Genomic DNA, 19,624 nt, shown 5'->3' with positions numbered 1-19,624 from the left:
GCCAAGCCTACGGGCCACCATCGAGGCCTCAAAAGTATGACTTTTACATCACGAGCTCTTGAATATGTCGTACGTAATGGGTTTGAGTGTGCCGCGACGGACATCGATGTCGAGGAAGACAGCGAGGCACCACCCGCATGAACTCCCCCCTGACCATCGTCGTGATGGGTGTCGCCGGTACCGGCAAGACCACCATCGGGCCGCTGGTCGCAGCACGGCTCGGCGTCCCCTACGCCGAGGGCGACGACTTCCACCCCGCCGCGAACGTCGCCAAGATGTCCGCGGGCATCCCGCTGGACGACGCCGACCGGTGGCCCTGGCTGGACGCCATCGGCGCCTGGGCACACGGGCGGGCCGGGCGCGGCGGGGTCGTCAGCAGCTCCGCGCTCAAGCGGAGCTACCGCGACCGGCTGCGGGCGGCCGCCCCCGGGCTCGTCTTCCTGCACCTGACCGGCGACCGCACGCTCATCGAGCGGCGGATGGCCGAGCGCAGGGGCCACTTCATGCCTGCCGCGCTGCTCGACTCGCAGTTCGCCACCCTCCAGCCGCTGGGGGCCGACGAGGCCGGCGTCGCCGTCGATGTGTCCGGCACCCCCGAGGAAATCGCCGAGCGGGCCGCCGCCGCGCTGCGGCCGCTCTCCACCTAAGGAATCACCACCGTGACCAGACTCAGCGTCGAGTTCCTGGCAGCGGGCGCCACGCAGCCGATCACCTCGGCCGGCAACACCCAGCTGGGCATCGCCGTACTCGCGGGCATCGCCGTCATCGTCCTGCTCATCACCAGGTTCAAGCTGCACGCCTTCCTCGCCCTGACCATCGGCTCGCTGGCGCTCGGCGCCTTCGCGGGCGCACCGCTCGACAAGGCCATCGCCAGCTTCAGCACCGGCCTCGGCGCCACGGTCGCCGGAGTGGGCGTGCTGATCGCGCTCGGTGCGATCCTCGGCAAGCTGCTCGCCGACTCCGGCGGCGCCGACCAGATCGTCGACACCATCCTGGCCAAGGCCGGGAAGTCCGGCGGGCGGGCGATGCCCTGGGCGATGGTGGCCATCGCCTCGATCATCGGGCTTCCGCTGTTCTTCGAGGTCGGCATCGTGCTGCTGATCCCGGTGGTGCTGCTCGTCGCCAAGCGCGGCAACTACTCGCTGATGCGGATCGGCATCCCCGCGCTGGCCGGCCTCTCGGTGATGCACGGGCTGATACCGCCGCACCCCGGCCCGCTGGTCGCCATCGACGCGATCGGCGCCAACCTCGGCGTGACACTCGCTCTGGGTGTGCTGGTCGCCGTTCCCACGGTGATCATCGCGGGCCCGCTGTTCTCGAAGTACGCGGCCCGCTGGGTCGACATACCGGCCCCGGACAAGATGGTCCCCGCCCGCCCCTCCGAGGACCTGGAGAGGCGGCCGAGTTTCGGCGCGACCCTCGCCACCGTGCTGCTTCCGGTCGTCCTGATGCTGGCCAAGGCGCTGGTCGACATCGTGATCGACGATCCGAAGAACCCCCTCCAGCGGGTCACGGACGTCATCGGCTCGCCGCTGATCGCGCTGCTCGCGGCCGTCCTCGTGGGCATCTTCACGCTGGGGCGGGCGGCCGGGTTCACCAAGGAGCGGATCTCCACGACCGTCGAGAAGTCGCTCGCGCCGATCGCGGGCATCCTGCTGATCGTGGGCGCGGGCGGCGGCTTCAAGCAGACGCTGATCGACGTGGGCGTGGGCCAGATGATCCTGGACCTCTCCAAGAACTGGGCGATCCCCGCACTGCTGCTCGCCTGGCTGATCGCGGTCGCGATCCGGCTCGCGACCGGCTCCGCGACGGTGGCGACCATCTCGGCGGCCGGGCTCGTGGCGCCGCTGGCGGCCGACATGTCGACCGCGCACGCGGCCCTGCTCGTGCTGGCCGTCGGCGCCGGTTCGCTCTTCTTCAGCCATGTCAACGACGCCGGGTTCTGGCTGGTGAAGGAGTACTTCGGGATGGACGTCGGCCAGACGATCAAGACCTGGTCGGTGATGGAGACGATCATCTCCGTGGTCTCGCTGGGCTTCGTCCTGCTGCTGTCACTCCTCGTCTAGCTCGGGCTCCCACAGGGGGTGCTCCCGCTTCGCCCAGGGCCGCCCCACCGACCCGGTGCGCATGCCACGGCGTGCCTCCGGGTCGCCGAACGCCATCCACACGTGCCCGGCGACCACGATGCCCACGGCCAGCGACAGCCAGTCGTGCACGAACGTGGACCCGATCCGCACCTCGATCGGCGCGAGGTGCGTGAACCACATCAGCAGGCCGGTGCCCAGCATCACCAGAACGGCTCCCGCGATCCAGCCCGCGTACACCTTCTGCCCGGCGTTGAACTTCCCGGCCGGGCGCGGCTCGGGGTCCCGGCGCAGCGCGCTGCGCAGCCAGGTGCGGTCGTACGGCAGGAAGCGGTTGAGCCGGGCGAGATCCGCGCGCAGCGCCCGGGAGACGAGGCCGACCAGGAGCGGCACGGGCAGCAGCACCCCGCAGATCTCGTGTACCCGCACCACCAGTTCCCGCCGGCCGACCGCCTCGGCGAACTGCGGGACGTACAGAATCGCCGCGGTGACCACGCAGGCTCCCATCAGCCAGGCGGTGGCCCGGTGCACCCAGCGCTCCGCCGGCGTGAACCTCCCTACTTTGTAAGGGAGTTCAGCCGGTGGGGGTGTCTCCGCGTCCGTTGGACCGGCCGACCCAGGCGTCGGTGTCATAGCCTCGCTCCTCCCAGAACCCCCGCTGGACCTGCTCCGTCACGGTGATCCCGGAGAGCCATTTCGCCGATTTGTAGAAGTACATGGGCGCCACATACAGCCGGACCGGCCCGCCGTGGGCGTGGCTGACCGGCTTGTCCTGCATGCTCAGCGCGATCAACACGTCGTCACGGCGCGCCTGTTCGAGGGTGAGGCTCTCGCTGTAGGCGCCGTCGAAGCAGGTGAAGCGGACCGCCCCGGCCCCCGGCCGCACGCCCGCCGCGTCAAGGAGCCGGGACAGCCGCACCCCGGCGAAGGGGGTGCTGGGCACCCGCCAGCCGGTCACGCACTGCACGTCGCGCACCAGCCGGGTCTGCGGCAGCGCGCGCAGCGCGTCGAGCGTGTACGTCGAGGGCCGGGTGACCATGCCGTCGACGGTGAGCCGGTAGTCGGCGGCGCTCCTGTTCGGCACGGAAGAGGTGACCGAGTAGTAGCGGAAGCCGCCGCCGTTGGGCAGCAGGCTGGTGAGGCCGGTGGGGTCCTTGTCGGCGGCGGCGCCCAGGAATGACTCCAGGCCCTGCTGGACGTAGCGGGCGGAGGCGACCCCGGCCACGCCGAGGCCGAGCATGCCGAGCACGAGCCGGCGGCCGACGGGAGCGCCGCGCGGCTGGGTCCGCGGGGGCGGTTCCGGTTGATCTGCTGTCACCCGACGATTCGAACACCGTCGGCCCGGTCCTGCCAGGGGTCACGGCCGTCCGTCACCGTTCCGTCAGAATTCCCCCGGCCCACTCACAGCTCGGCGGCCCGCCCGGACTCCTCGTGACCGGGTGCGCGCCGGCCCGGCACGCCGCCCCGCGTGGCCTGCTCCGCGATCGCCGTCCGCTCCAGCTGGAAGGCCTCGTTGCCCAGACCGATCCGGGCGTGCGTCTCCGGCTTCTTCGCGCGCAGCACGAGTCCGCAGGACAGGCCCACGAGCAGCGCCACCACGATGATCGCGGGCAGCACCCAGTTGAGCGCGTCCTCGGGCCCCGCGCCGACCAGCACGTGGAAGTCCTTGACGGTGTACGCGGCGATGCCGAGCAGCGCGATGCCCGCGGCTCCCGCGGCGAGCAGCCGCCACAGCTGGGCCCCGGCCGCTCCCCTGCGGACGAAGAAGACGATCACGGCGAGGGAGGCGGCGGCCATCAGCAGGATCACGCCGAGCGCGCCCACGTTGCCCATCCAGGTGAACAGGTGCATGACCGGGGCCGTCGGGTCGCCGTCCGGCCAGTGGTCGGTGAGCGCGAAGGCGGCGACGACGACCACCGAGATCACGGTCTGTAGCAGCGAGCCGCCCGCGGGGGCGCCGCTGGTGCTGCTGGTCCGGCCGAACCCGGCGGGCAGCAGACCCTCGCGGCCCATCGCGAACACGTACCGGGCGACGACGTTGTGGAAGCTGAGCAGCGCCGCGAACATGCCGGTGACGAACAGGACGTGCAGCACGTCGGTGAACGTGGTGCCGAGGTTCTTCTGGGCCAGCGCGAACAGCAGCCCGGGGCCCTGCTTCTGCGCGGAGTCCACGATGTCGCGCGGGCCGGTCGCCAGCGTCAGCGCCCAGGAGCTGAGCGCGAAGAAGACGGCGGTGAATCCGACGGCCAGGAACATGACGCGCTTGACGACCACGTTCGGGCGGCTGGTCTCCTCCGCGTACACCGGGGCCTGTTCGAAGCCGGTGAACGCGGCGACGCAGAAGCACAGCGCGATGCCGACGCCGGGTCCGGTCAGGGTGTGCGGGTTGAAGGCGTGCAGCGAGAGCCCGTCGGCGGCCGGTTTCGCGAGGGCGGCGCCGTCGAAGACAACGACGAGGGCGACCTCGATGACGAGGAGCACGCCGAGCACCTTGGCATTGATGTCGATCTTCAGCCAGGCGAGCCCGCCGACCACCGCGACCGCGAGTAGCGCGGGCACCCACCAGTCGATGGTGACGTGCACATAGGTGTCGAGCAGCCCGGAGACCTCGAAGCCGAACATGCCGTAGATGCCGACCTGGAGCGCGCTGTAGGCGGCCAGCGCCACATAGGAGGCCGCGGCGCCCGCGGTCGGGCCCAGGCCCCGCGCGATGTAGGCGTAGAACGCGCCCGCGTTGTGCACGTGGCGGCTCATCTCGGCGTACCCGACGCTGAACAGCGCGAGGACCGCGCCGAGGATCAGGAAGAGCAGCGGCTGTCCGACGACGCCCATGGCCGCGAAGGCGGTGGGCATCACCCCGGCCACCACCATCAGGGGCGCGCTCGCCGCGAGGACCGAGAGCAGCAGCCCCGGCGTGCCGAGGCGGTCGGCGCGCAGCGCCCGGTCCTGCCCCTTGTACGTACTGATCTCGGTCTCGCTGGTCTGGCTCGGCATGCGGGGTCTGCCCTTTCGGAGCTGCCATCGGAAACGGGGACGTGGGGCCCGGCCGTGGTCGCGGCCGGGGTGGTGCTACACGGAGCCGAGCGCGGCGCTGCGGGCGGCGTGGAAGGCGCGGTACGGATCGCGGTCGGGGTAGGACCAGGGCGCGGGGGTGAAGTGGCGCCCGATGCGGTGGAAGAGGGCGGCGGCCTCGGCGGTGCGGCCCTCGCAGTGCTTGGCGTGCGCCAGGAAGTTGAGGTCGACGCCGGCCCTGGGGTGGTCCTCGCGCTCCCATTCCAGCCACCAGTCGAACGCGGTCCGGATCACCTGGGCGGCCCGGCGGCCGCTCCAGTGCCCGGACGCCGCGGCATCACCCGGCCTGCCCCCGGCGCCGGCCAGTACCCGGTAGCGCTCGGCGTGCGCGATCAGCGGCAACAGGGCGAGCGGGGAGTCGGCGGGGGCGCGGGCGGCCGACGCGGCGGCGAAGTCGTACACCTCGTGCAGCGGGTCGGGGCCTTCGGCGGGGCGGCGCTCGGCCAGCCGCGCGGCCATCAGGTGGTGGGCGTGGTGGTGTTCGGGGTGGCGGGCGCGCACCTCCTCGAAGGCGCGCACGGTCTCGTCCTCGGTGCCGTGCGCGCGGGCCAGGGCGAGCAGGGCGAGCCAGGGGGTGGGATCGCCCGGGGCGCGCTCGGCCGCGGTCAGGCAGGCCTGGCGGGCGCGGTCCGCGGACTCCTTGCCGCGCAGGCAGCGCTGGACAGCGGCGCAGGCGAAGAGGGTGGCGGCATCGGCGCTGTCGGGTTCGGCCAGCAGCCATTCGCGGGCCCAGCCGGCGCTGGTCGCGGGCTCGGCCAGCACGGTCATCCGGTGGCCCCTGCGATCCCAGTCGTCCCCGGTGGCGGCGAGCAGCGAGCGGGCCCTGGTCCACCGGCCCTGGGCCAACTGGTCCCGGACGGTGGCGAGTTCGATGTCGTCGAGGGCCGGGTCGAAGGACCGGCTGCCCCGTCGGCGGGGGCGGCCGAGCGGGGGCGGCGGCGGGGACATCCGCGTACTTCCTGTATGGGCGGGGCCTCATGGGCATGGGTGTGCGCAGAACCTGTGCGCGATGGTCGCCGACAGCAAAGCGGCACCCCGTGCTCCGCGTCAAGGCCGTGCGGCCTGTTTGATCATTCAACCCGAGCCGCGCTCAAGGCAGTTGACCGGCGGGGCAGCGGCCGTGGGCCGTCGGGGCAGGCCCGGCTCCGGTTCTGCCCCTGCGGACATCCCCGCGGCCCGGCCGACACCCACCGGCCACCCGCTAGTCCACCGCCTTCGCTGCGGCCCGGCCCGCCGCCCGTCCCGAGAAGATGCAGCCGCCGAGGAAGGTGCCTTCCAGGGAGCGGTAGCCGTGCACGCCTCCGCCGCCGAACCCGGCCGCCTCGCCCGCCGCGTACAGACCGGGCAGGGGCTCCCCGCCCGCCGTCAGGACGCGCGAGGACAGGTCGGTCTCCAGGCCGCCGAGCGACTTGCGGGTGAGGATGTGCAGCTTGACCGCGATCAGCGGGCCGGCCTTCGGGTCGAGGATGCGGTGCGGCGGCGCGGTGCGGATGAGCTTGTCGCCGAGGTAGTTGCGGGTCCCCCGGATGGCGGTGACCTGGAGGTCCTTGGTGAACGGGTTGGCGATCTCGCGGTCGCGGGCCACGATCTCGTGGCGCAGCGCGGCCTCCTCGATCAGGGGTTCCTTGGTGAGCGCGTTCATGCCGCGCACCAGCGAGGCGAGGTCCTTCTCGACCACGAAGTCGGCGCCGTGGTCCATGAACGCCTTCACCGGGCCCGGCACGTCGGCCCGCGCCCGCCCGATGACGCCCCGGACCGACTTGCCGGTCAGGTCGGGGTTCTGCTCGGAGCCCGACAGCGCGAACTCCTTGCCGATGATCTTCTGGTCGAGCACGAACCACGTGTAGTCGTGGCCGGTCTTCATGATGTGGTCGAGCGTGCCGAGGGTGTCGAAACCGGGGAAGAGCGGCACGGGCAGCCGGCTGCCGCGCGCGTCCAGCCAGAGCGAGGAGGGTCCGGGCAGGATGCGGATGCCGTGCCGGGCCCAGATCGGGTTCCAGTTCTGGATGCCCTCGGTGTAGTGCCACATCCGGTCGCGGTTGATGTGGTGCGCGCCCGCCTGTTCGGCGATGCCCAGCATCAGCCCGTCCACATGGGCGGGGACGCCGGACAGCATGTGCTCGGGCGGGGTGCCGAGCCGCTGGGGCCACTGGGACCTCACGAGGTCGTGGTTGCCTCCGATGCCGCCGCTGGTCACGATGACCGCCTGCGCCGTAAGCTCGAAGGAGCCGGTGACGGTCCGGGTGGACGCGGTCCCGCGCCCGGCGTCGGACGGCTCCAGGATCTCCCCGGTCACGGTGTCCACCGCTCCGGCGCCGCGGCCCAGACCCGTCACCCGGTGCCTGAACCTGAACTGAACGAGGCCACGGGCGGCGCCCTCCCGCACCCTCCGCTCGAAGGGGGCCACGATGCCCGGTCCGGTGCCCCAGGTGATGTGGAAGCGGGGGACGGAGTTCCCATGCCCATTGGCGTCGTAACCGCCCCGCTCGGCCCAGCCCACCACGGGGAAGAACCGCACTCCCCGGGCGTGCAGCCACGCCCGCTTCTCGCCGGCGGCGAAGTCGACGTACGCCTCGGCCCACTGGCGCGGCCAGTGGTCCTCGGCCCGGTCGAAGCCCGCCGTGCCGTACCAGTCCTGGAGCGCGAGCGCGCGGCTGTCCTTGATCCGCATCCGGCGCTGCTCGGGCGAGTCCACCAGGAAGAGCCCGCCGAACGACCAGTGCGCCTGGCCGCCGATCGACTGCTCGGGCTCCTGGTCGAGCAGGATCACCTTCTTGCCCGCGTCCACCAGCTCGGCGGTGGCCACCAGGCCCGCGAGCCCCGCCCCGACCACGATCACATCGGCGTCGTACGCCATGGGCCGCTCACTCCGCTCGTCCGCCAAGTTACCCGTGCGTCAGATCTTCGGTATCCCGTCGGCGTGCGTCAACCGCCCGGGGCCCGGCGCCCGGGAGGCGGCCGCGGCCACGGCGCGCTATCGTCGGCCAAGTCAGCGGCCCCCGGCCGTCCTTGAGGTGTACGTCGTGTCGGTAGTGGTCCTCGTCCTCGCCGTGAGCGCAGCGTGTTGTCTGGGCTCGGGCTTCGTGCTGCAGCAGAACGCGGCGCAACACGCCCCGATGAGCGACTTCATGTCGCCACGGCTCCTGCTCGACCTCATGCGGATGCCACGCTGGCTGGCCGGAATAGGCCTGATGGTGGCCGGCATGGTGCTGAGCGCGCTGGCGCTGGGCCGGGGCGAGGTTTCCCTCGTCGAGCCGCTGGTGGCGACCAATCTGTTCTTCGCCATGTGGCTGTCCAGACTCCAGACCCGTCAGCCGCTTGGCCGTCAGGGCTGGGCGGGGCTCGCGCTGCTCGCGGGCGGGGTGACGGCCTTCATCGTGGCGGGCCAGCCGCAGGGCAGCACCTCGGTGGCGGGCCCGCTGCGCCACTGGCTGATCGTGGGCCTGGTGGTGGGGATCGCGCTGCTGCTCGCCGCGCTCGCCAAACACGACCGGCTCAGCGTGGCGGCCCCCGTCATGCTGGCCGTCGCCGCGGGTCTGCTCTACGGCCTCCAGGACGCGCTGACGCGGGTCAGCGGGCAGCGTCTTTCCGGCGGCGGCTGGGCGGGGCTGATGACGAGCTGGCAGCTGTACGCCGTGATCGCGCTCGGGGTGAGCGGCCTCGTCATGGTGCAGAGCGCCTTCGAGGCCGCCCCGCTGCGGATGTCCCTGCCGGCCCTGACGGCCGCCCAGCCGCTGGCGGGCATCGCCTGCGGGGTCGGCTTCCTGGGGGACCAGCTGCGTACGGACGCGGGCGCGCTGGCGTGGGAGGCGGCCGGGCTCGCGGCGATCGTGACCGGCATCGTGCTGCTCGGGCTGCATCCGGCGATGCCGTCGGGCACGGCCGCGCGCGAAGAGGTCCGCGACCTCCAGCCGCACTGAGAGCCGGTCGCCGGCGGACCTGTGGAGCAGTGCCCGCGGCCGGTGATTTCATGGCCGCATGAATCCGGCTGACGAAATCCTGGACATCGTCGACGAGCACGACACGGTGACGGGGCAGGCCCGGCGCGCCGAGGCCTACGCGAAGAACCTGCGCCACCGCTGCGTCTTCGTCCTCGCCCGGGACGGCGCGGGACGGATCTTCGTCCACCGCCGCACCCCGGGCAAGCTCGTCTTCCCCTCGCTCTACGACATGTTCGTCGGCGGGGTGGTCGGCGCGGGCGAGTCCTACGACACCGCGGCGCTGCGCGAGGCCGAGGAGGAGCTCGGCGTGTCCGGTCTGCCCCGGCCCGTGCCCCTGTTCAAGTTCCTCTACGAGAACGGCGCGCAGACCTGGTGGTCCTCGGTGTACGAAGTGCGCTGCGAGCTCGCGGTGCACCCCCAGGTGGAGGAGGTCGCCTGGCACGACTTCCTGACCCTGGCCGAGCTTGAACGCCGGATCGGGGAGTGGGAGTGGGTGCCGGACGGCCTCGCGGCCTGGCGGCGGCTGCGGGCGTCGGGGCTCAGCCTGTCCTGAGGGGTCGCCCCGGGTAGGGTGCGGCGGGTGATCACGATCGGGCAGACCCTGCGGCTGTGGTTCGCGCCGCAGCGCATCGACGAGGAGGGCGAGACCCCCGACTACCGGTTCTCGCTCGCCAACGAGCGCACCTTCCTGGCCTGGATCAGGACCTCGCTCGCGCTGATCGGTGGCGGTTTCGCGGTCGACCAGTTCCTGCCGGAGCTGCGCTGGGGCGTGCGGGTCGGCCTCGCGCTCGCGCTGCTCGCCGCCGGGGTGCTGTGCGCGCTGCGCGCGGTGAACCACTGGGTTCGCTGCGAGCGGGCCATGCGGCGCGGCGAGGACCTGCCGGTGACGCGGTTCCCGACCCTCCTCGGCCTCGCCGTCGCGGTCGTCGCGGTCGTGATGGTGGTGGTCGTCGTCTTCGGCTGGGCGGGCTGATGCCCCCCGCGCCCGCCCGGGACCCCGGGCTCCAGCCGGAGCGGACCCGGCTCGCCTGGCGGCGTACCACGCTCGCCTGCACGGTGGCCGCGCTGCTTGCCGCCAAACAGGCGCTGCACAAAGGGAGTTCGCCGCTGACGATGGCCGCGGTGTCGCTCAGCGGGCTGGCGTGGCTGGGCTTCCTGACGGTCGCGCACCGCCGCATCCGGGGTCTGAGCGGCGCCGGGCGGCCCCGGGTGCTCGGGGTGCGCACCGCGATCGGCGCCACCGCCTGCACGGTGGCCCTGGCCTGTTTCGCCGTCGCCATACTGTTCTGAATCGTGCCGCACCCGGGACCTGGAATCGCCGCCCGCTCTGGACGGCATACCGACTGGTCGGTAGCGTGACCCGGGACAGCATGACCGTCCCGTTGTGGAGGTGCCGACCATGAGCACAGTCCCCCCGCCAGGCCTCGACCCGGAGCGGCTGCGTGCCCACCTCGACCGCGCGCGCCCCGGGCTCGTGAGCGGACCGCTCAGGGCCCGGCTGATCGAGGGGGGCCGGTCGAACCTGACGTACGTCGTCACGGACGGCGCCGGGCAGTGGGTGGTCCGCCGCCCACCGCTCGGCCATGTGCTCGCCACCGCGCACGACATGAAGCGCGAGCACCGGGTGATCAGCGCGCTCCACCCGACGGCGGTGCCGGTCCCCGAGCCGGTCCTGCTCTGCGAGGACGAGTCGGTGCTGGGCTCGCCGTTCTACGTCATGGAGTACGTGGCCGGGACGCCGTACCGCACCGCCGAGCAGCTTGCCCCGCTCGGCGCCGAGCGCACCAGGGCGGCCGTGCTCGGCCTGGTCGACACGCTGGTGGAGCTGCACGCCGTCGACCCCGAATCGGTCGGCCTCGGCGACTTCGGGCGGCCCGACGGTTTCCTCGACCGCCAGCTGCGCCGCTGGGGCAAGCAGCTCGACGCCTCCCGCAACCGCGAACTGGCCGGCATCGACGAACTGCACGCCGCCCTCGGGCGCGAGCTGCCCGCCTCGCCCGCCCCCACCGTCGTGCACGGCGACTACCGCCTCGACAACGTCCTGATCGGCGACGACGACCGGATCAAGGCCGTACTCGACTGGGAGATGTCCACGCTCGGCGATCCGCTGACCGACCTCGGCCTGCTCGTGATGTACAGCGCCAAGCTGGAACTGCCCAACTCGCCGATCTCCACCACGGCGGGCGCGGCCGGGCACCCCTCCCCCGCCGAGTTGATCGAGCGGTACGCGGCCCGCTCCGGCCGCGACACCTCCGCCATCGCCTGGTACACGGCGTTCGCCTGGTTCAAGCTCGCGGTGATCCTCGAAGGCATCCACTACCGCTACACCCTCGGCCAGACCGTGGGCGCCGGCTTCGACCGCATCGGCGAGCTGGTTCCCGTCTTCATCGAGCACGGCCTCACGACCCTCCAGGAAGGCTGAACTCCCCTCATGGACTTCGCATTCGACGCCCGTACCGAAGAACTGCGGACCAGGCTGCTCGCCTTCATGGACGAGCACGTGTACCCCGCCGAAGCCACCGTCGAGGAGCAGCGCGCCCGGCTCGCCTCCCCCTGGGACACCCCGCAGGTGGTGGCGGACCTCAAGGCCGAAGCCCGCAGGCAGGGCCTGTGGAACCTGTTCCTTCCCGACGCGGAGTACGGCGCCGGGCTCACCAACCTCCAGTACGCCCCGCTCGCCGAGATCACCGGCCGCTCCCCGCACCTGGCGCCGACCGCGCTGAACTGCGCGGCCCCGGACACCGGGAACATGGAGGTCCTGGCGCAGTTCGGCTCGGACGACCAGAAGAAGCGGTGGCTTGAGCCGCTGCTCGCGGGTGAGATCCGCTCGGCGTTCGCGATGACCGAGCCGGTGGTGGCTTCGTCCGACGCCACGAACATCGAGACCCGCATCGAGCGCGACGGCGACGAGTACGTCGTCACCGGCCGCAAGTGGTACATCTCCGGGGCGATGAACCCGGACTGCAAGATCTTCATCGTGATGGGCAAGACCGATCCGGGCAACGCGGACGTACGCCGCCAGCAGTCGATGATCCTGGTGCCGCGCGACACCCCGGGCGTCGAGGTGCGCCGGGCCATGCAGGTGTACGGCTACGAGGACCACTCCCACGGCGGTCACGCCGAGGTCGTCTTCCACAGCGCCCGGGTGCCCGCGGGCAACCTGATCGGCGAGGCGGGCGGCGGCTTCGCCATCGCCCAGGCCCGGCTCGGTCCCGGCCGGATCCACCACTGCATGCGGCTGATCGGCATGGCCGAGCGCGCGATCGAGCTGATGTGCCGCCGGGCGGTGACCCGCACCGCGTTCGGCAAGCCCATCGCCCAGCAGGGCGTGGTCCAGGAGTGGATCGCGGACGCCCGCGTCGCGGTCGAGCAGCTGCGCCTGCTCGTCCTGAAGACGGCGTGGCTGATGGACACGGTGGGCAACCGCGGAGCCCACACCGAGATCCAGGCCATCAAGATCGCCACCCCGCGCACGGTCGTCGACATCATCGACAACGCGGTCCAGCTGCACGGCGCGGGCGGCGTGAGCCAGGACTTCCCACTGGCCGAACTGTGGGCCGCGGCACGGACGTTGAGGCTGGCGGACGGCCCCGACGAGGTCCACCAGCGCTCGCTGGCCCGCCGGGAACTGAAGAGGTACGTATAACGACGCAGGGAAGCGGCGGCGCACCGGGCCGCCATTACGGAGTGCCCGAGCCTATCCAAAACGCCCGGTCTTCCCGGGGCAGCACCAGGATTACCCGAGTAGACGTAGTAGGCGCAGCAGATATGACCCCGGGCAGCCTTTCGTCCGTAAGTATTTCCCGGAGCTTCTGGGGTGCGTACGCGCGAAGCCGGCCATCGGTTATATCCGTGCCGCATCCTGTTTGTTTGTCTGCGGTCGCCAATTTCCAGCACCGCCGCAGCCTCTCGTGCCCCGAGCCGACTGCCCCGGGCGGGCGCCTGCGTGACTCCCCACAGCACTGCACCCGTACAGGCCTTGACCAGCCTGTACGGGTGCGGAAGGGGCTCAGACGCCGCCCCGGGCAGTCCCCACGTGTTAGCGGCGAGAAGGCAGAGTGGTGGCGGTTCGAGTTCACCCGCCCACTGCTCTCCCGCTAGCCGAGCAGGACCTTCAGGAGGACGCCCACGACGTGGACGAGTCCGACCACGACACCACCAAGGACGGAAAGAATTGGGAGCACGGTAATCCCCTTGCTGTGAAATGGAGTTTGGCGCCGACTCGGCGGCTCGTTCGAGCCACCCCTGTAACTGCCTAACCCATTGAATGGACACGCCTTCATTCACCCGCACGTGGAAGATGAATTGGCTCCCCCGCCCGTTGGAAGGCGATCCCCTCCCCGCATGCCCCGAAGTCCCGCTCTGCGCCCGGCGCTCCGAGGGGCGGGGTGGGGCAAAGCAGCCCGCTACGGCCGCAGCGCCCGCAGCAGCAGATCCGCCAAGTGGTTCGCGACCTGCTGCTGGGTCAGCGGGCCGCCCGGCCGGTACCACGTCGACAGGTGGTGCACCGACCCGAAGTGGTAGTCGACCACCAGGTCCGCCGGCGTCGCCGTGGAGAACACCCCGGCCGCCTGCCCCTCCTCGATCAGCGCCCGGAACCGCTCGTGGTAGCGCCGCCGCTCCGCACGGACCTGCTTGTTCTTCTCCGGGCTGAGGTGATGCATCGACCGGAAGAAGATCGCGGCGTCGTCCAGGTTGTCGATGGTGGTCACCACCACGTCCGCCGCCGCCTCCCGCAACCGCTGCTCCACCGGCGCGTCCGCGTCGGCGAACGCGTCGAGCCGCTCCTGCTGGAGCCGCAGCACCCGCGCGTACACCTCCTGGAGGAGGTCCTCCTTGGAGCCGAAGTAGTGGTAGAGCGCACCCTTGGTGACCCCCGCCGCCTCCACGATCTCCTGCACGGAGGTGCGGTCGTAGCCGTTCTCCGCGAAGAGGCGAGTGGCGGCGGCGAGCAGCCGCTGGGGGACGGGAGTGGTGCCGTTCGTGTCCGTCGCCTTGGCCATCGCCGCCACCTTTCTCTGGTACGTGTGCGGCATGCCGCACACCGTGTTGTGCTGATCGTTCGTACCGGTCAGTGCGCCTGGGAGCGCAGTTCCCGCCTCAGGATCTTCCCACTCGTGGTCTTGGGAAGCTCAGGCAGGATCTCCACTTCGCGGGGGTACTTGTACGCGGCCAGCCGCTCCTTGCAGTGCGCGGCGAGTTCCTCGGGCCCGGCCTCGGCGCCCGGACGCAGACTGACGTACGCCTTGACGCTCTCGCCCCGGTAGGCGTCCGGGATGCCGACCACGGCCGCCTCGCGGACCGCCGGGTGGGTGTACAGGACGTCCTCGACCTCGCGCGGCCAGACCTTGAACCCGGACGCGTTGATCATGTCCTTCATGCGGTCGACCACATAGAGCCAGCCGTCGCGGTCCATGAAGCCGATGTCGCCGGTGCGCAGTTCGCCGTCCGGGAAGGCCTCGGCGGTGGCGTCGGGCCGGCGCCAGTAGCCGGGCACGACCTGGGGCCCGCGCACCACGATCTCGCCCTGCTCGCCGAAGGGCACCTCATCACCGGCCGGGTCCAGGATCCGTACCAGCGTCTCGGGTCCGGGCACGCCGACGGACAGGGTTCCCGAAACCGGGTCGACCGGCGCTTCCTTCTCGGGCGGCACCGAGGCACAGGGGGCGGTGCACTCGGTCAGTCCGTACCCGTTGCGGATGTACGGTCCGAAGCCTTCGCGGAACTTCTCGACCAGCGCGGGCGGCAGCGGCGCGCCGCCCGAGGAGATCACCTGGAAGCACGCGAAGTGCTCCCGGGTGACGCCGGGGGTGGCCGCGAGCGCCATGAAGGCCGTGGAGGGGCCGACGGTGTAGGCGGGGCGGTGCTCGGCGAAGGCGTCGAGGACGACGCCCGGGTGGAAGCGGTAGGCCAGGACCAGGGTGCCCGCGTTGGCGATGCAGGCGGCGAGTTCACAGACCATGCCGGTGATGTGGAAGAGCGGCGCGAGCGCGAAGTAGCCCGAGCCTTCTGCTATCGGATGTCCAGTGCGCTGCCTCTCCGCGTTGTAGGTGATGCCGCGATGGGTGTTCATCGCGCCCTTGGGGGTGCCGCTGGTTCCGGAGGTGTAACTGATCAACGCCGTGTCGTGGGCGGAGAGTTCCCGCTCCGCGGGGGCGGTCAGCCCTTGCCGGGCGACGGCGACGAGGTCGTCGGTGTCGGTGGGCCGGGGCAGCCGCTCGAAGCCGAGGACCCGCTCGTCGTTGCGCGTCTGGAGGTCGAGTTCGCCGGCGGTGAGCACGGTGCGCACCGGGGAGCCGGCCGCGGTGTCGCGCAGATAGCCCTCCCAGGCGCGGTCCGAGCAGATCAGCGCGGCGGCTTCGGAGTCCTTCAGGACGTGCGCGACCTCGGCCGACTTGTACATGGGGTTGAGCGGGACGACGGTGGCGCCCGCCTTCCACGCGCCGAGCAGGGCGATCACGAAGTGCGGGGTGTTCTGGAGCATGAGCGCCACGCGGTCGCCGCGGACCAGGCCCCGGGCGGCGAGGTGGCCGGCCACGGAGTCGGAGAGCGCGTCGGTCTCCTGGTAGCTGAGCCGCCCGTCGAAGTAGGCGAGCGCGGTCCGGTCGGGCGCCCGCTCGACGGCCGCCCGGAAGGACTGGAGCACGGTCTCCGGCGGGCTGATGGGGGCCCGCTGCGCCTCGCTGAGCTGGGTGAGCCAGGGCTTCGCCGCGTAGATCGAGGTCATCCGGCGTTCGCCTCCCACTTCTGCTGGAGGTGGTTCATGCTGGTCAGCCAGCGGTCGGGGGTGGCCGCGCGGGCGGTGTAGTAGTCGGCGACCTCGGGGTGGGGCAGCACCAGGAAGCGGTCGGCGGCCATCGCCGCGAAGAGCGCCTCGGCCACGCCCTCCGGCTCGATGGCGGTGGGCTTGAGCACGAGGTCACCGGCCGAACCGGTGGCGGCCAGCATGTCGGTGCGCACCCCCTGCGGGCAGATGGCGTGGACCTGGACGCCGCGGTGGCGATAGGTCAGCGACAGCCATTCCGCGAACGCGAGCGCGCCGTGTTTGGTGACGCTGTACGGGGCCGCGCCGATCATGGTGAGGAGGCCCGCCGCGGACACGGTGGACACGAACCGGCCGCTGCCGCGCTCCAGCCAGTCGGGCAGCAGCTCGCGGGCGGCCCGGACGTGCGCCATCACATTGACGTCCCAGGCGGCGGCCCACACGTCCTCGGGCGCCGACTCCGAACCGCCGGAGCCCAGGCCCGCGTTGGCGCAGTAGATGTCGATGGTCCCGCCGAGTGCCTCGCGGGCAGGCGCGACGATCGCGGACGCGTCGCCCGGGACGGCGATCGCGCCGATCTCGTCGGCGGTCGCGCGAGCCTTGTCGGCGTCCAGGTCGTTGACGACGACCCGGGCGCCCTCCGCCGCGAATCTGCGGGCGAGGGCGGCCCCGATGCCGCCACCGGCGCCGGTGACCACCACTGTGGCGCCCTGGAATGCCTGGACCGTACTCATCGAGACCCGCCTCTCTGCGTGCCGATTGCTACGGCAGACTAACCAGTCGGTATGTCCCGGGGGAAGCCCCCCGAGCCCTCCGGACCCGCGCCCTGCCCCCGCCCCGCCCTTCCGCCCGCGGACCGCGCATGGCCGCCCCCCGCAATCCCCAGCGGTGTGCGGCGCGGGGCATACCCGGCTTGTCCGGCGGTTGAAGGCGAGCGGCGTTCGGGCGCGATGCGGAGCCCGGGGCGCAGCCCGGGAGGCTCCCGCACCGGAGGGCAGCGGCACGCCTCGTTCCGCGCGGGGCCCGCGCCCGCTAGCGTGCGCATGACAGTGGGCCGTAGCGCGGAGGTGTGCGGATGAACCTGTCCAGACGGGGTCTGATCGCGGGCACGGTCGCGGCCGGAGCAGGGGGAACGCTCGCCGCCGCACCCGCCCGCGCCGACGGCAACCGCGCGCTCCGCACCGGATTCGACCGGCTCGCCGCCGACGGCTACGCCGCCCTGGCCGGCCAGAAGGTGGGGGTGGTCACCAACCCGACCGGGGTCACAGGGGACGTACGCCACATCGTGGACGTCATGCACGCCGACCGCCGGGTGAACCTGGTGGCGGTCTTCGGCCCCGAGCACGGTTTCCGGGGAACCGCGCAGGCGGGCGGCTCCGAAGGCCGCTACAACGACCCGGCGACCGGGCTGCCGGTGTACGACACGTACACGAAGAGCGGACAGCCACTCGCGGACGTCTTCACCACCTCGGGCGTCGACACGGTGGTCTTCGACATCCAGGACGTGGGCGCGCGCTTCTACACGTACATCTGGACGCTGTACGACTGCATGGAGGCCGCGGCGCTCGCGGGCAAGCGGTTCGTCGTCCTTGACCGGCCCAATCCGGTGACCGGGCGGGCGGCGTCCGGCCCGGTGCTCGATCCGGCGTTCGCGACCTTCGTCGGGCGGCAGCCGATCGCCCAGGCGCACGGGATGACGGCGGCCGAGCTCGCCCGGCTCTTCAACGCCCAATTCCTCGGCGGAAAGGTCGCGTTGACGACCGTGGGCATGACGGGGTGGCGGCGCTCGCGGTTCTTCGACGCCACCGCACTGCCGTGGGTGCCGCCGAGCCCCAACATGCCCACGGCCGACACGGCTCTGGTGTACTCGGGCACCTGCCTGTTCGAGGGCACGAACCTTTCCGAGGGTCGGGGTACGACGCGGCCGTTCGAGCTGCTGGGAGCCGACGGGATCGACGGCCGGTGGGCGGCCGCGCTCAATGAACTCGCCCCGGCCGGCGTCCGGTTCCGCGAGGCGTACTTCGCGCCGACGTTCTCGAAATTCGAGGGGAAGACGGTCGGCGGGGTCCAACTGCACGTCCACGACCGGGAGTCCTACGATCCGGTGCGCACCGGGATCCTGCTGCTCGTGACCGCGAAGCGGGTGTGGAGCGGCTTCGCCTGGCGCCCGGACAACTGGATCGACAAGCTCACGGGCTCGGCGCTGGTACGGACGATGATCGACGCGGGTGCGGGAGCGGACGAGGTGGTGGCCGCCTGGCAGCCGGGGCTCGCCGCGTTCGAGGCGGTGCGCCGCGAGTACCTCATGTACGGGTGAACCGAACCGCGAGCCCAGGCGGTAATTCGGTACACACCCCGCGGGTCACACGTATGGTCAGCTCCCCCGTCCGGCGGGACGATGGGCTCGCTCATCGTCGAGCGGACCGGAGGTCGGGCCATGACGGACATCGGAGTCGAGCCGTACCGGGAGATCACCTTCGACGCGGACGGCGACGCCGATCCTGCGCAGCGGGCGGCCCTGGCCACCGTGGAAGCGACGGACCTGGTGATGTTCGCGCACGGCTGGAACAACACCCCGTCCAACGCGAGAGACCTGTTCCGCGCCTTCTACGCGCCGTTTCCCGCCCTGCTCGCGAACGCGCCCGGGGTGCGGCTGGGGTACTCGGGCGTGATCTGGCCGTCGATCCGCTTCACGGACGAGACCATCCCCAACTTCCCGCATCCGGCCGCGGCCACCGCGGGGCCCGGCCTTGACGACGCGACCGTGGCGGCGCTCAAGGGAGCCTTCCCCGGACAGGGGCCGGCCGTCGACCGGATCGCCACGCTGCTGTCCCAACAACCCGACGACGAGGCGGCGTTCAACGAGTTCGGGCGGCTGACCCGGCAGCTGGTGACGGCCTCCAGCAGCGCGGCCCGAGCCGTCGGGGACCTGACGGTGGAGGACGGTCCCGGCGCCTCGCCCGCGATCCTGACGGACGACACACTCGGCCTCTGTCAGCGGTTCACGGCCGCCCTGGCCGACACCGGGATGGCGGTGCGGCCGGGTCCGTCCGGCCCCTCGTTCTCGATCGGCGGCTCCCTGAAGCACCTCTGGGACGGCGCGAAGGAGGTGCTGCGCCAGACCACCTACTACGAGATGAAACGCCGGGCCGGAACCGTGGGACAGCTCGGTCTCGGGCCACTCATCAGTCAACTGGCCTCCGTTCAGCCCCACTTGAGAATTCATCTGGTCGGGCACAGCCAGGGCGCGCGGCTGGTCGCGTTCGCGCTGAAAGGGCTGGGGGGCGGGGCACGCACCGTGAAGTCGGTGACGCTGCTCGAAGGCGCCTTCTCCCACTACGCGTTCGCCGAGCGGCTCCCCAACGGCCTCACCGGGGCGGGCGCGCTGTCCGACATGCAGCAGCGGATCGACGGCCCGCTCGTCTCCTGCTACTCGCACTTCGACACCGCGCTCGGCGTCATCTACCCACTGGCCTCAGCCCTGTCCGGGGACGATGCGAGCGAGCTGCCCGGACTGGAGAAGCGCTGGTGGGCGGTGGGCCACGACGGCATCCAGGCGGTCACCTCGTGCACCACGCTGACGCTGGACGAGGCGCTGCGCGACGGGGTGCCGGACTCGGGCTGCGTCAGCGTCGACGCGGCGTCCGTGGTGAAGGCCGGTGGGCCGCCGGCCGGTGCGCACAGCGACATCTGCCACGAGCAGCTGGCGCGGGTGGTGCTGGCCGCGGGCCGGATCGGCAGGGTCTGACCCGCGGCCGCTCATC

18 protein-coding genes are annotated in these 19,624 nt (G+C 71.8%); 10 read left to right on the top strand and 8 right to left on the bottom strand.

The features are described from left to right. Window positions 1–137 precede the first annotated feature (137 nt). On the top strand, window positions 138–647 hold the full coding sequence (locus OG522_RS29445; RefSeq protein ID WP_329466056.1) for a gluconokinase: 510 nt from the start codon (window positions 138–140) through the stop codon (window positions 645–647). Window positions 648–659: 12 nt separating this feature from the next. Beyond that, window positions 660–2,066, top strand: a complete 1,407-nt coding sequence (locus OG522_RS29440; RefSeq protein WP_329466055.1) for a GntT/GntP/DsdX family permease — start codon at window positions 660–662, stop codon at window positions 2,064–2,066. Here the strand turns inward: OG522_RS29440 and OG522_RS29435 are convergent. The 5 genes from OG522_RS29435 to OG522_RS29415 form a co-directional block, all read right to left on the bottom strand. Beyond that, window positions 2,052–2,717: a cytochrome b/b6 domain-containing protein gene (locus OG522_RS29435; RefSeq protein ID WP_329466054.1), complete on the bottom strand. Its 666-nt coding sequence runs from the start codon at window positions 2,715–2,717 to the stop codon at window positions 2,052–2,054. The genes OG522_RS29440 and OG522_RS29435 overlap by 15 nt on opposite strands. After that, window positions 2,659–3,402, bottom strand: a complete 744-nt coding sequence (locus OG522_RS29430) for a molybdopterin-dependent oxidoreductase (RefSeq protein WP_329466053.1) — start codon at window positions 3,400–3,402, stop codon at window positions 2,659–2,661. The genes OG522_RS29435 and OG522_RS29430 overlap by 59 nt, the downstream gene beginning before the upstream one ends. A gap of 83 nt (window positions 3,403–3,485) precedes the next feature. Then, complete coding sequence (locus OG522_RS29425) at window positions 3,486–5,078, bottom strand: APC family permease (protein ID WP_329466052.1); 1,593 nt, start codon at window positions 5,076–5,078, stop codon at window positions 3,486–3,488. A 75-nt stretch (window positions 5,079–5,153) separates the two neighbouring features. Continuing rightward, window positions 5,154–6,104, bottom strand: a complete 951-nt coding sequence (locus tag OG522_RS29420) for a hypothetical protein (RefSeq protein ID WP_329466051.1) — start codon at window positions 6,102–6,104, stop codon at window positions 5,154–5,156. A 253-nt stretch (window positions 6,105–6,357) separates the two neighbouring features. After that, window positions 6,358–8,013, bottom strand: coding sequence for an FAD-binding dehydrogenase (locus OG522_RS29415; protein WP_329466050.1), 1,656 nt, complete (start codon window positions 8,011–8,013; stop codon window positions 6,358–6,360). Between the two features lie 166 nt (window positions 8,014–8,179). Here OG522_RS29415 and OG522_RS29410 point away from each other — a divergent pair, with 166 nt between their 5' ends. From OG522_RS29410 to OG522_RS29385, 6 genes are all read left to right on the top strand, one after another. Next, on the top strand, window positions 8,180–9,076 hold the full coding sequence (locus OG522_RS29410; protein ID WP_329466049.1) for a DMT family transporter: 897 nt from the start codon (window positions 8,180–8,182) through the stop codon (window positions 9,074–9,076). Between the two features lie 58 nt (window positions 9,077–9,134). Beyond that, on the top strand, window positions 9,135–9,650 hold the full coding sequence (locus OG522_RS29405; protein ID WP_329466048.1) for an NUDIX hydrolase: 516 nt from the start codon (window positions 9,135–9,137) through the stop codon (window positions 9,648–9,650). 27 nt (window positions 9,651–9,677) lie between these two features. Continuing rightward, the gene (locus tag OG522_RS29400) at window positions 9,678–10,070 is read left to right on the top strand and encodes a YidH family protein (protein WP_329466047.1); all 393 of its coding nucleotides are present in this window, start codon (window positions 9,678–9,680) and stop codon (window positions 10,068–10,070) included. Continuing rightward, complete coding sequence (locus OG522_RS29395) at window positions 10,070–10,387, top strand: DUF202 domain-containing protein (RefSeq protein WP_329466046.1); 318 nt, start codon at window positions 10,070–10,072, stop codon at window positions 10,385–10,387. The genes OG522_RS29400 and OG522_RS29395 overlap by 1 nt, the downstream gene beginning before the upstream one ends. Window positions 10,388–10,496: 109 nt before the next feature. Continuing rightward, the gene (locus OG522_RS29390; protein ID WP_329466045.1) at window positions 10,497–11,519 is read left to right on the top strand and encodes a phosphotransferase family protein; all 1,023 of its coding nucleotides are present in this window, start codon (window positions 10,497–10,499) and stop codon (window positions 11,517–11,519) included. 9 nt (window positions 11,520–11,528) lie between these two features. Next, on the top strand, window positions 11,529–12,743 hold the full coding sequence (locus tag OG522_RS29385; RefSeq protein WP_329466044.1) for an acyl-CoA dehydrogenase family protein: 1,215 nt from the start codon (window positions 11,529–11,531) through the stop codon (window positions 12,741–12,743). Window positions 12,744–13,503: 760 nt separating this feature from the next. On the opposite strand, the gene OG522_RS29380 is transcribed toward OG522_RS29385, so the two are convergent. From OG522_RS29380 to OG522_RS29370, 3 genes are all read right to left on the bottom strand, one after another. Continuing rightward, window positions 13,504–14,100 carry a TetR/AcrR family transcriptional regulator gene (locus OG522_RS29380; RefSeq protein ID WP_329467783.1) on the bottom strand — a complete coding sequence of 199 codons (597 nt, stop codon included), beginning with the start codon at window positions 14,098–14,100 and terminating at the stop codon, window positions 13,504–13,506. Window positions 14,101–14,168: 68 nt separating this feature from the next. After that, a complete protein-coding gene (locus OG522_RS29375) occupies window positions 14,169–15,824 on the bottom strand; it encodes a class I adenylate-forming enzyme family protein (RefSeq protein WP_329466043.1) in 1,656 nt (551 codons plus the stop codon). Next, a complete protein-coding gene (locus tag OG522_RS29370) occupies window positions 15,821–16,594 on the bottom strand; it encodes an SDR family oxidoreductase (RefSeq protein ID WP_329466042.1) in 774 nt (257 codons plus the stop codon). The genes OG522_RS29375 and OG522_RS29370 overlap by 4 nt, the downstream gene beginning before the upstream one ends. A 341-nt stretch (window positions 16,595–16,935) precedes the next feature. On the opposite strand from OG522_RS29370, the gene OG522_RS29365 reads away from it, so the two are divergent. Further along, a complete protein-coding gene (locus tag OG522_RS29365) occupies window positions 16,936–18,177 on the top strand; it encodes an exo-beta-N-acetylmuramidase NamZ family protein (RefSeq protein WP_329466041.1) in 1,242 nt (413 codons plus the stop codon). A 120-nt stretch (window positions 18,178–18,297) separates the two neighbouring features. Next, entirely contained in the window at window positions 18,298–19,608 is a 1,311-nt protein-coding gene (locus OG522_RS29360) for a serine-threonine protein kinase (protein ID WP_329466040.1), read from the top strand. Window positions 19,609–19,624: the final 16 nt, after the last annotated feature.

It is taken from the genome of Streptomyces sp. NBC_01431, assembly GCF_036231355.1.
GTDB lineage: Bacteria > Actinomycetota > Actinomycetes > Streptomycetales > Streptomycetaceae > Streptomyces.
The sequence above is the reverse complement of the archived record's forward strand: the minus strand, read 5'-3'. Positions and strand labels throughout refer to the sequence as shown.

Bases quoted from the DNA above. Each gene is read 5' to 3' on its own strand.
- OG522_RS29445 (WP_329466056.1), top strand. From the start codon at position 138: ATGAACTCCCCCCTGACCATCGTCGTGATGGGTGTCGCCGGTACCGGC.
- OG522_RS29435 (WP_329466054.1), bottom strand. From the start codon at position 2,717: ATGACACCGACGCCTGGGTCGGCCGGTCCAACGGACGCGGAGACACCC.
- OG522_RS29425 (WP_329466052.1), bottom strand. From the start codon at position 5,078: ATGCCGAGCCAGACCAGCGAGACCGAGATCAGTACGTACAAGGGGCAG.
- OG522_RS29420 (WP_329466051.1), bottom strand. From the start codon at position 6,104: ATGTCCCCGCCGCCGCCCCCGCTCGGCCGCCCCCGCCGACGGGGCAGC.
- OG522_RS29415 (WP_329466050.1), bottom strand. From the start codon at position 8,013: ATGGCGTACGACGCCGATGTGATCGTGGTCGGGGCGGGGCTCGCGGGC.
- OG522_RS29405 (WP_329466048.1), top strand. From the start codon at position 9,135: ATGAATCCGGCTGACGAAATCCTGGACATCGTCGACGAGCACGACACG.
- OG522_RS29395 (WP_329466046.1), top strand. From the start codon at position 10,070: ATGCCCCCCGCGCCCGCCCGGGACCCCGGGCTCCAGCCGGAGCGGACC.
- OG522_RS29390 (WP_329466045.1), top strand. From the start codon at position 10,497: ATGAGCACAGTCCCCCCGCCAGGCCTCGACCCGGAGCGGCTGCGTGCC.
- OG522_RS29385 (WP_329466044.1), top strand. From the start codon at position 11,529: ATGGACTTCGCATTCGACGCCCGTACCGAAGAACTGCGGACCAGGCTG.
- OG522_RS29380 (WP_329467783.1), bottom strand. From the start codon at position 14,100: ATGGCCAAGGCGACGGACACGAACGGCACCACTCCCGTCCCCCAGCGG.
- OG522_RS29375 (WP_329466043.1), bottom strand. From the start codon at position 15,824: ATGACCTCGATCTACGCGGCGAAGCCCTGGCTCACCCAGCTCAGCGAG.
- OG522_RS29370 (WP_329466042.1), bottom strand. From the start codon at position 16,594: ATGAGTACGGTCCAGGCATTCCAGGGCGCCACAGTGGTGGTCACCGGC.
- OG522_RS29365 (WP_329466041.1), top strand. From the start codon at position 16,936: ATGAACCTGTCCAGACGGGGTCTGATCGCGGGCACGGTCGCGGCCGGA.
- OG522_RS29360 (WP_329466040.1), top strand. From the start codon at position 18,298: ATGACGGACATCGGAGTCGAGCCGTACCGGGAGATCACCTTCGACGCG.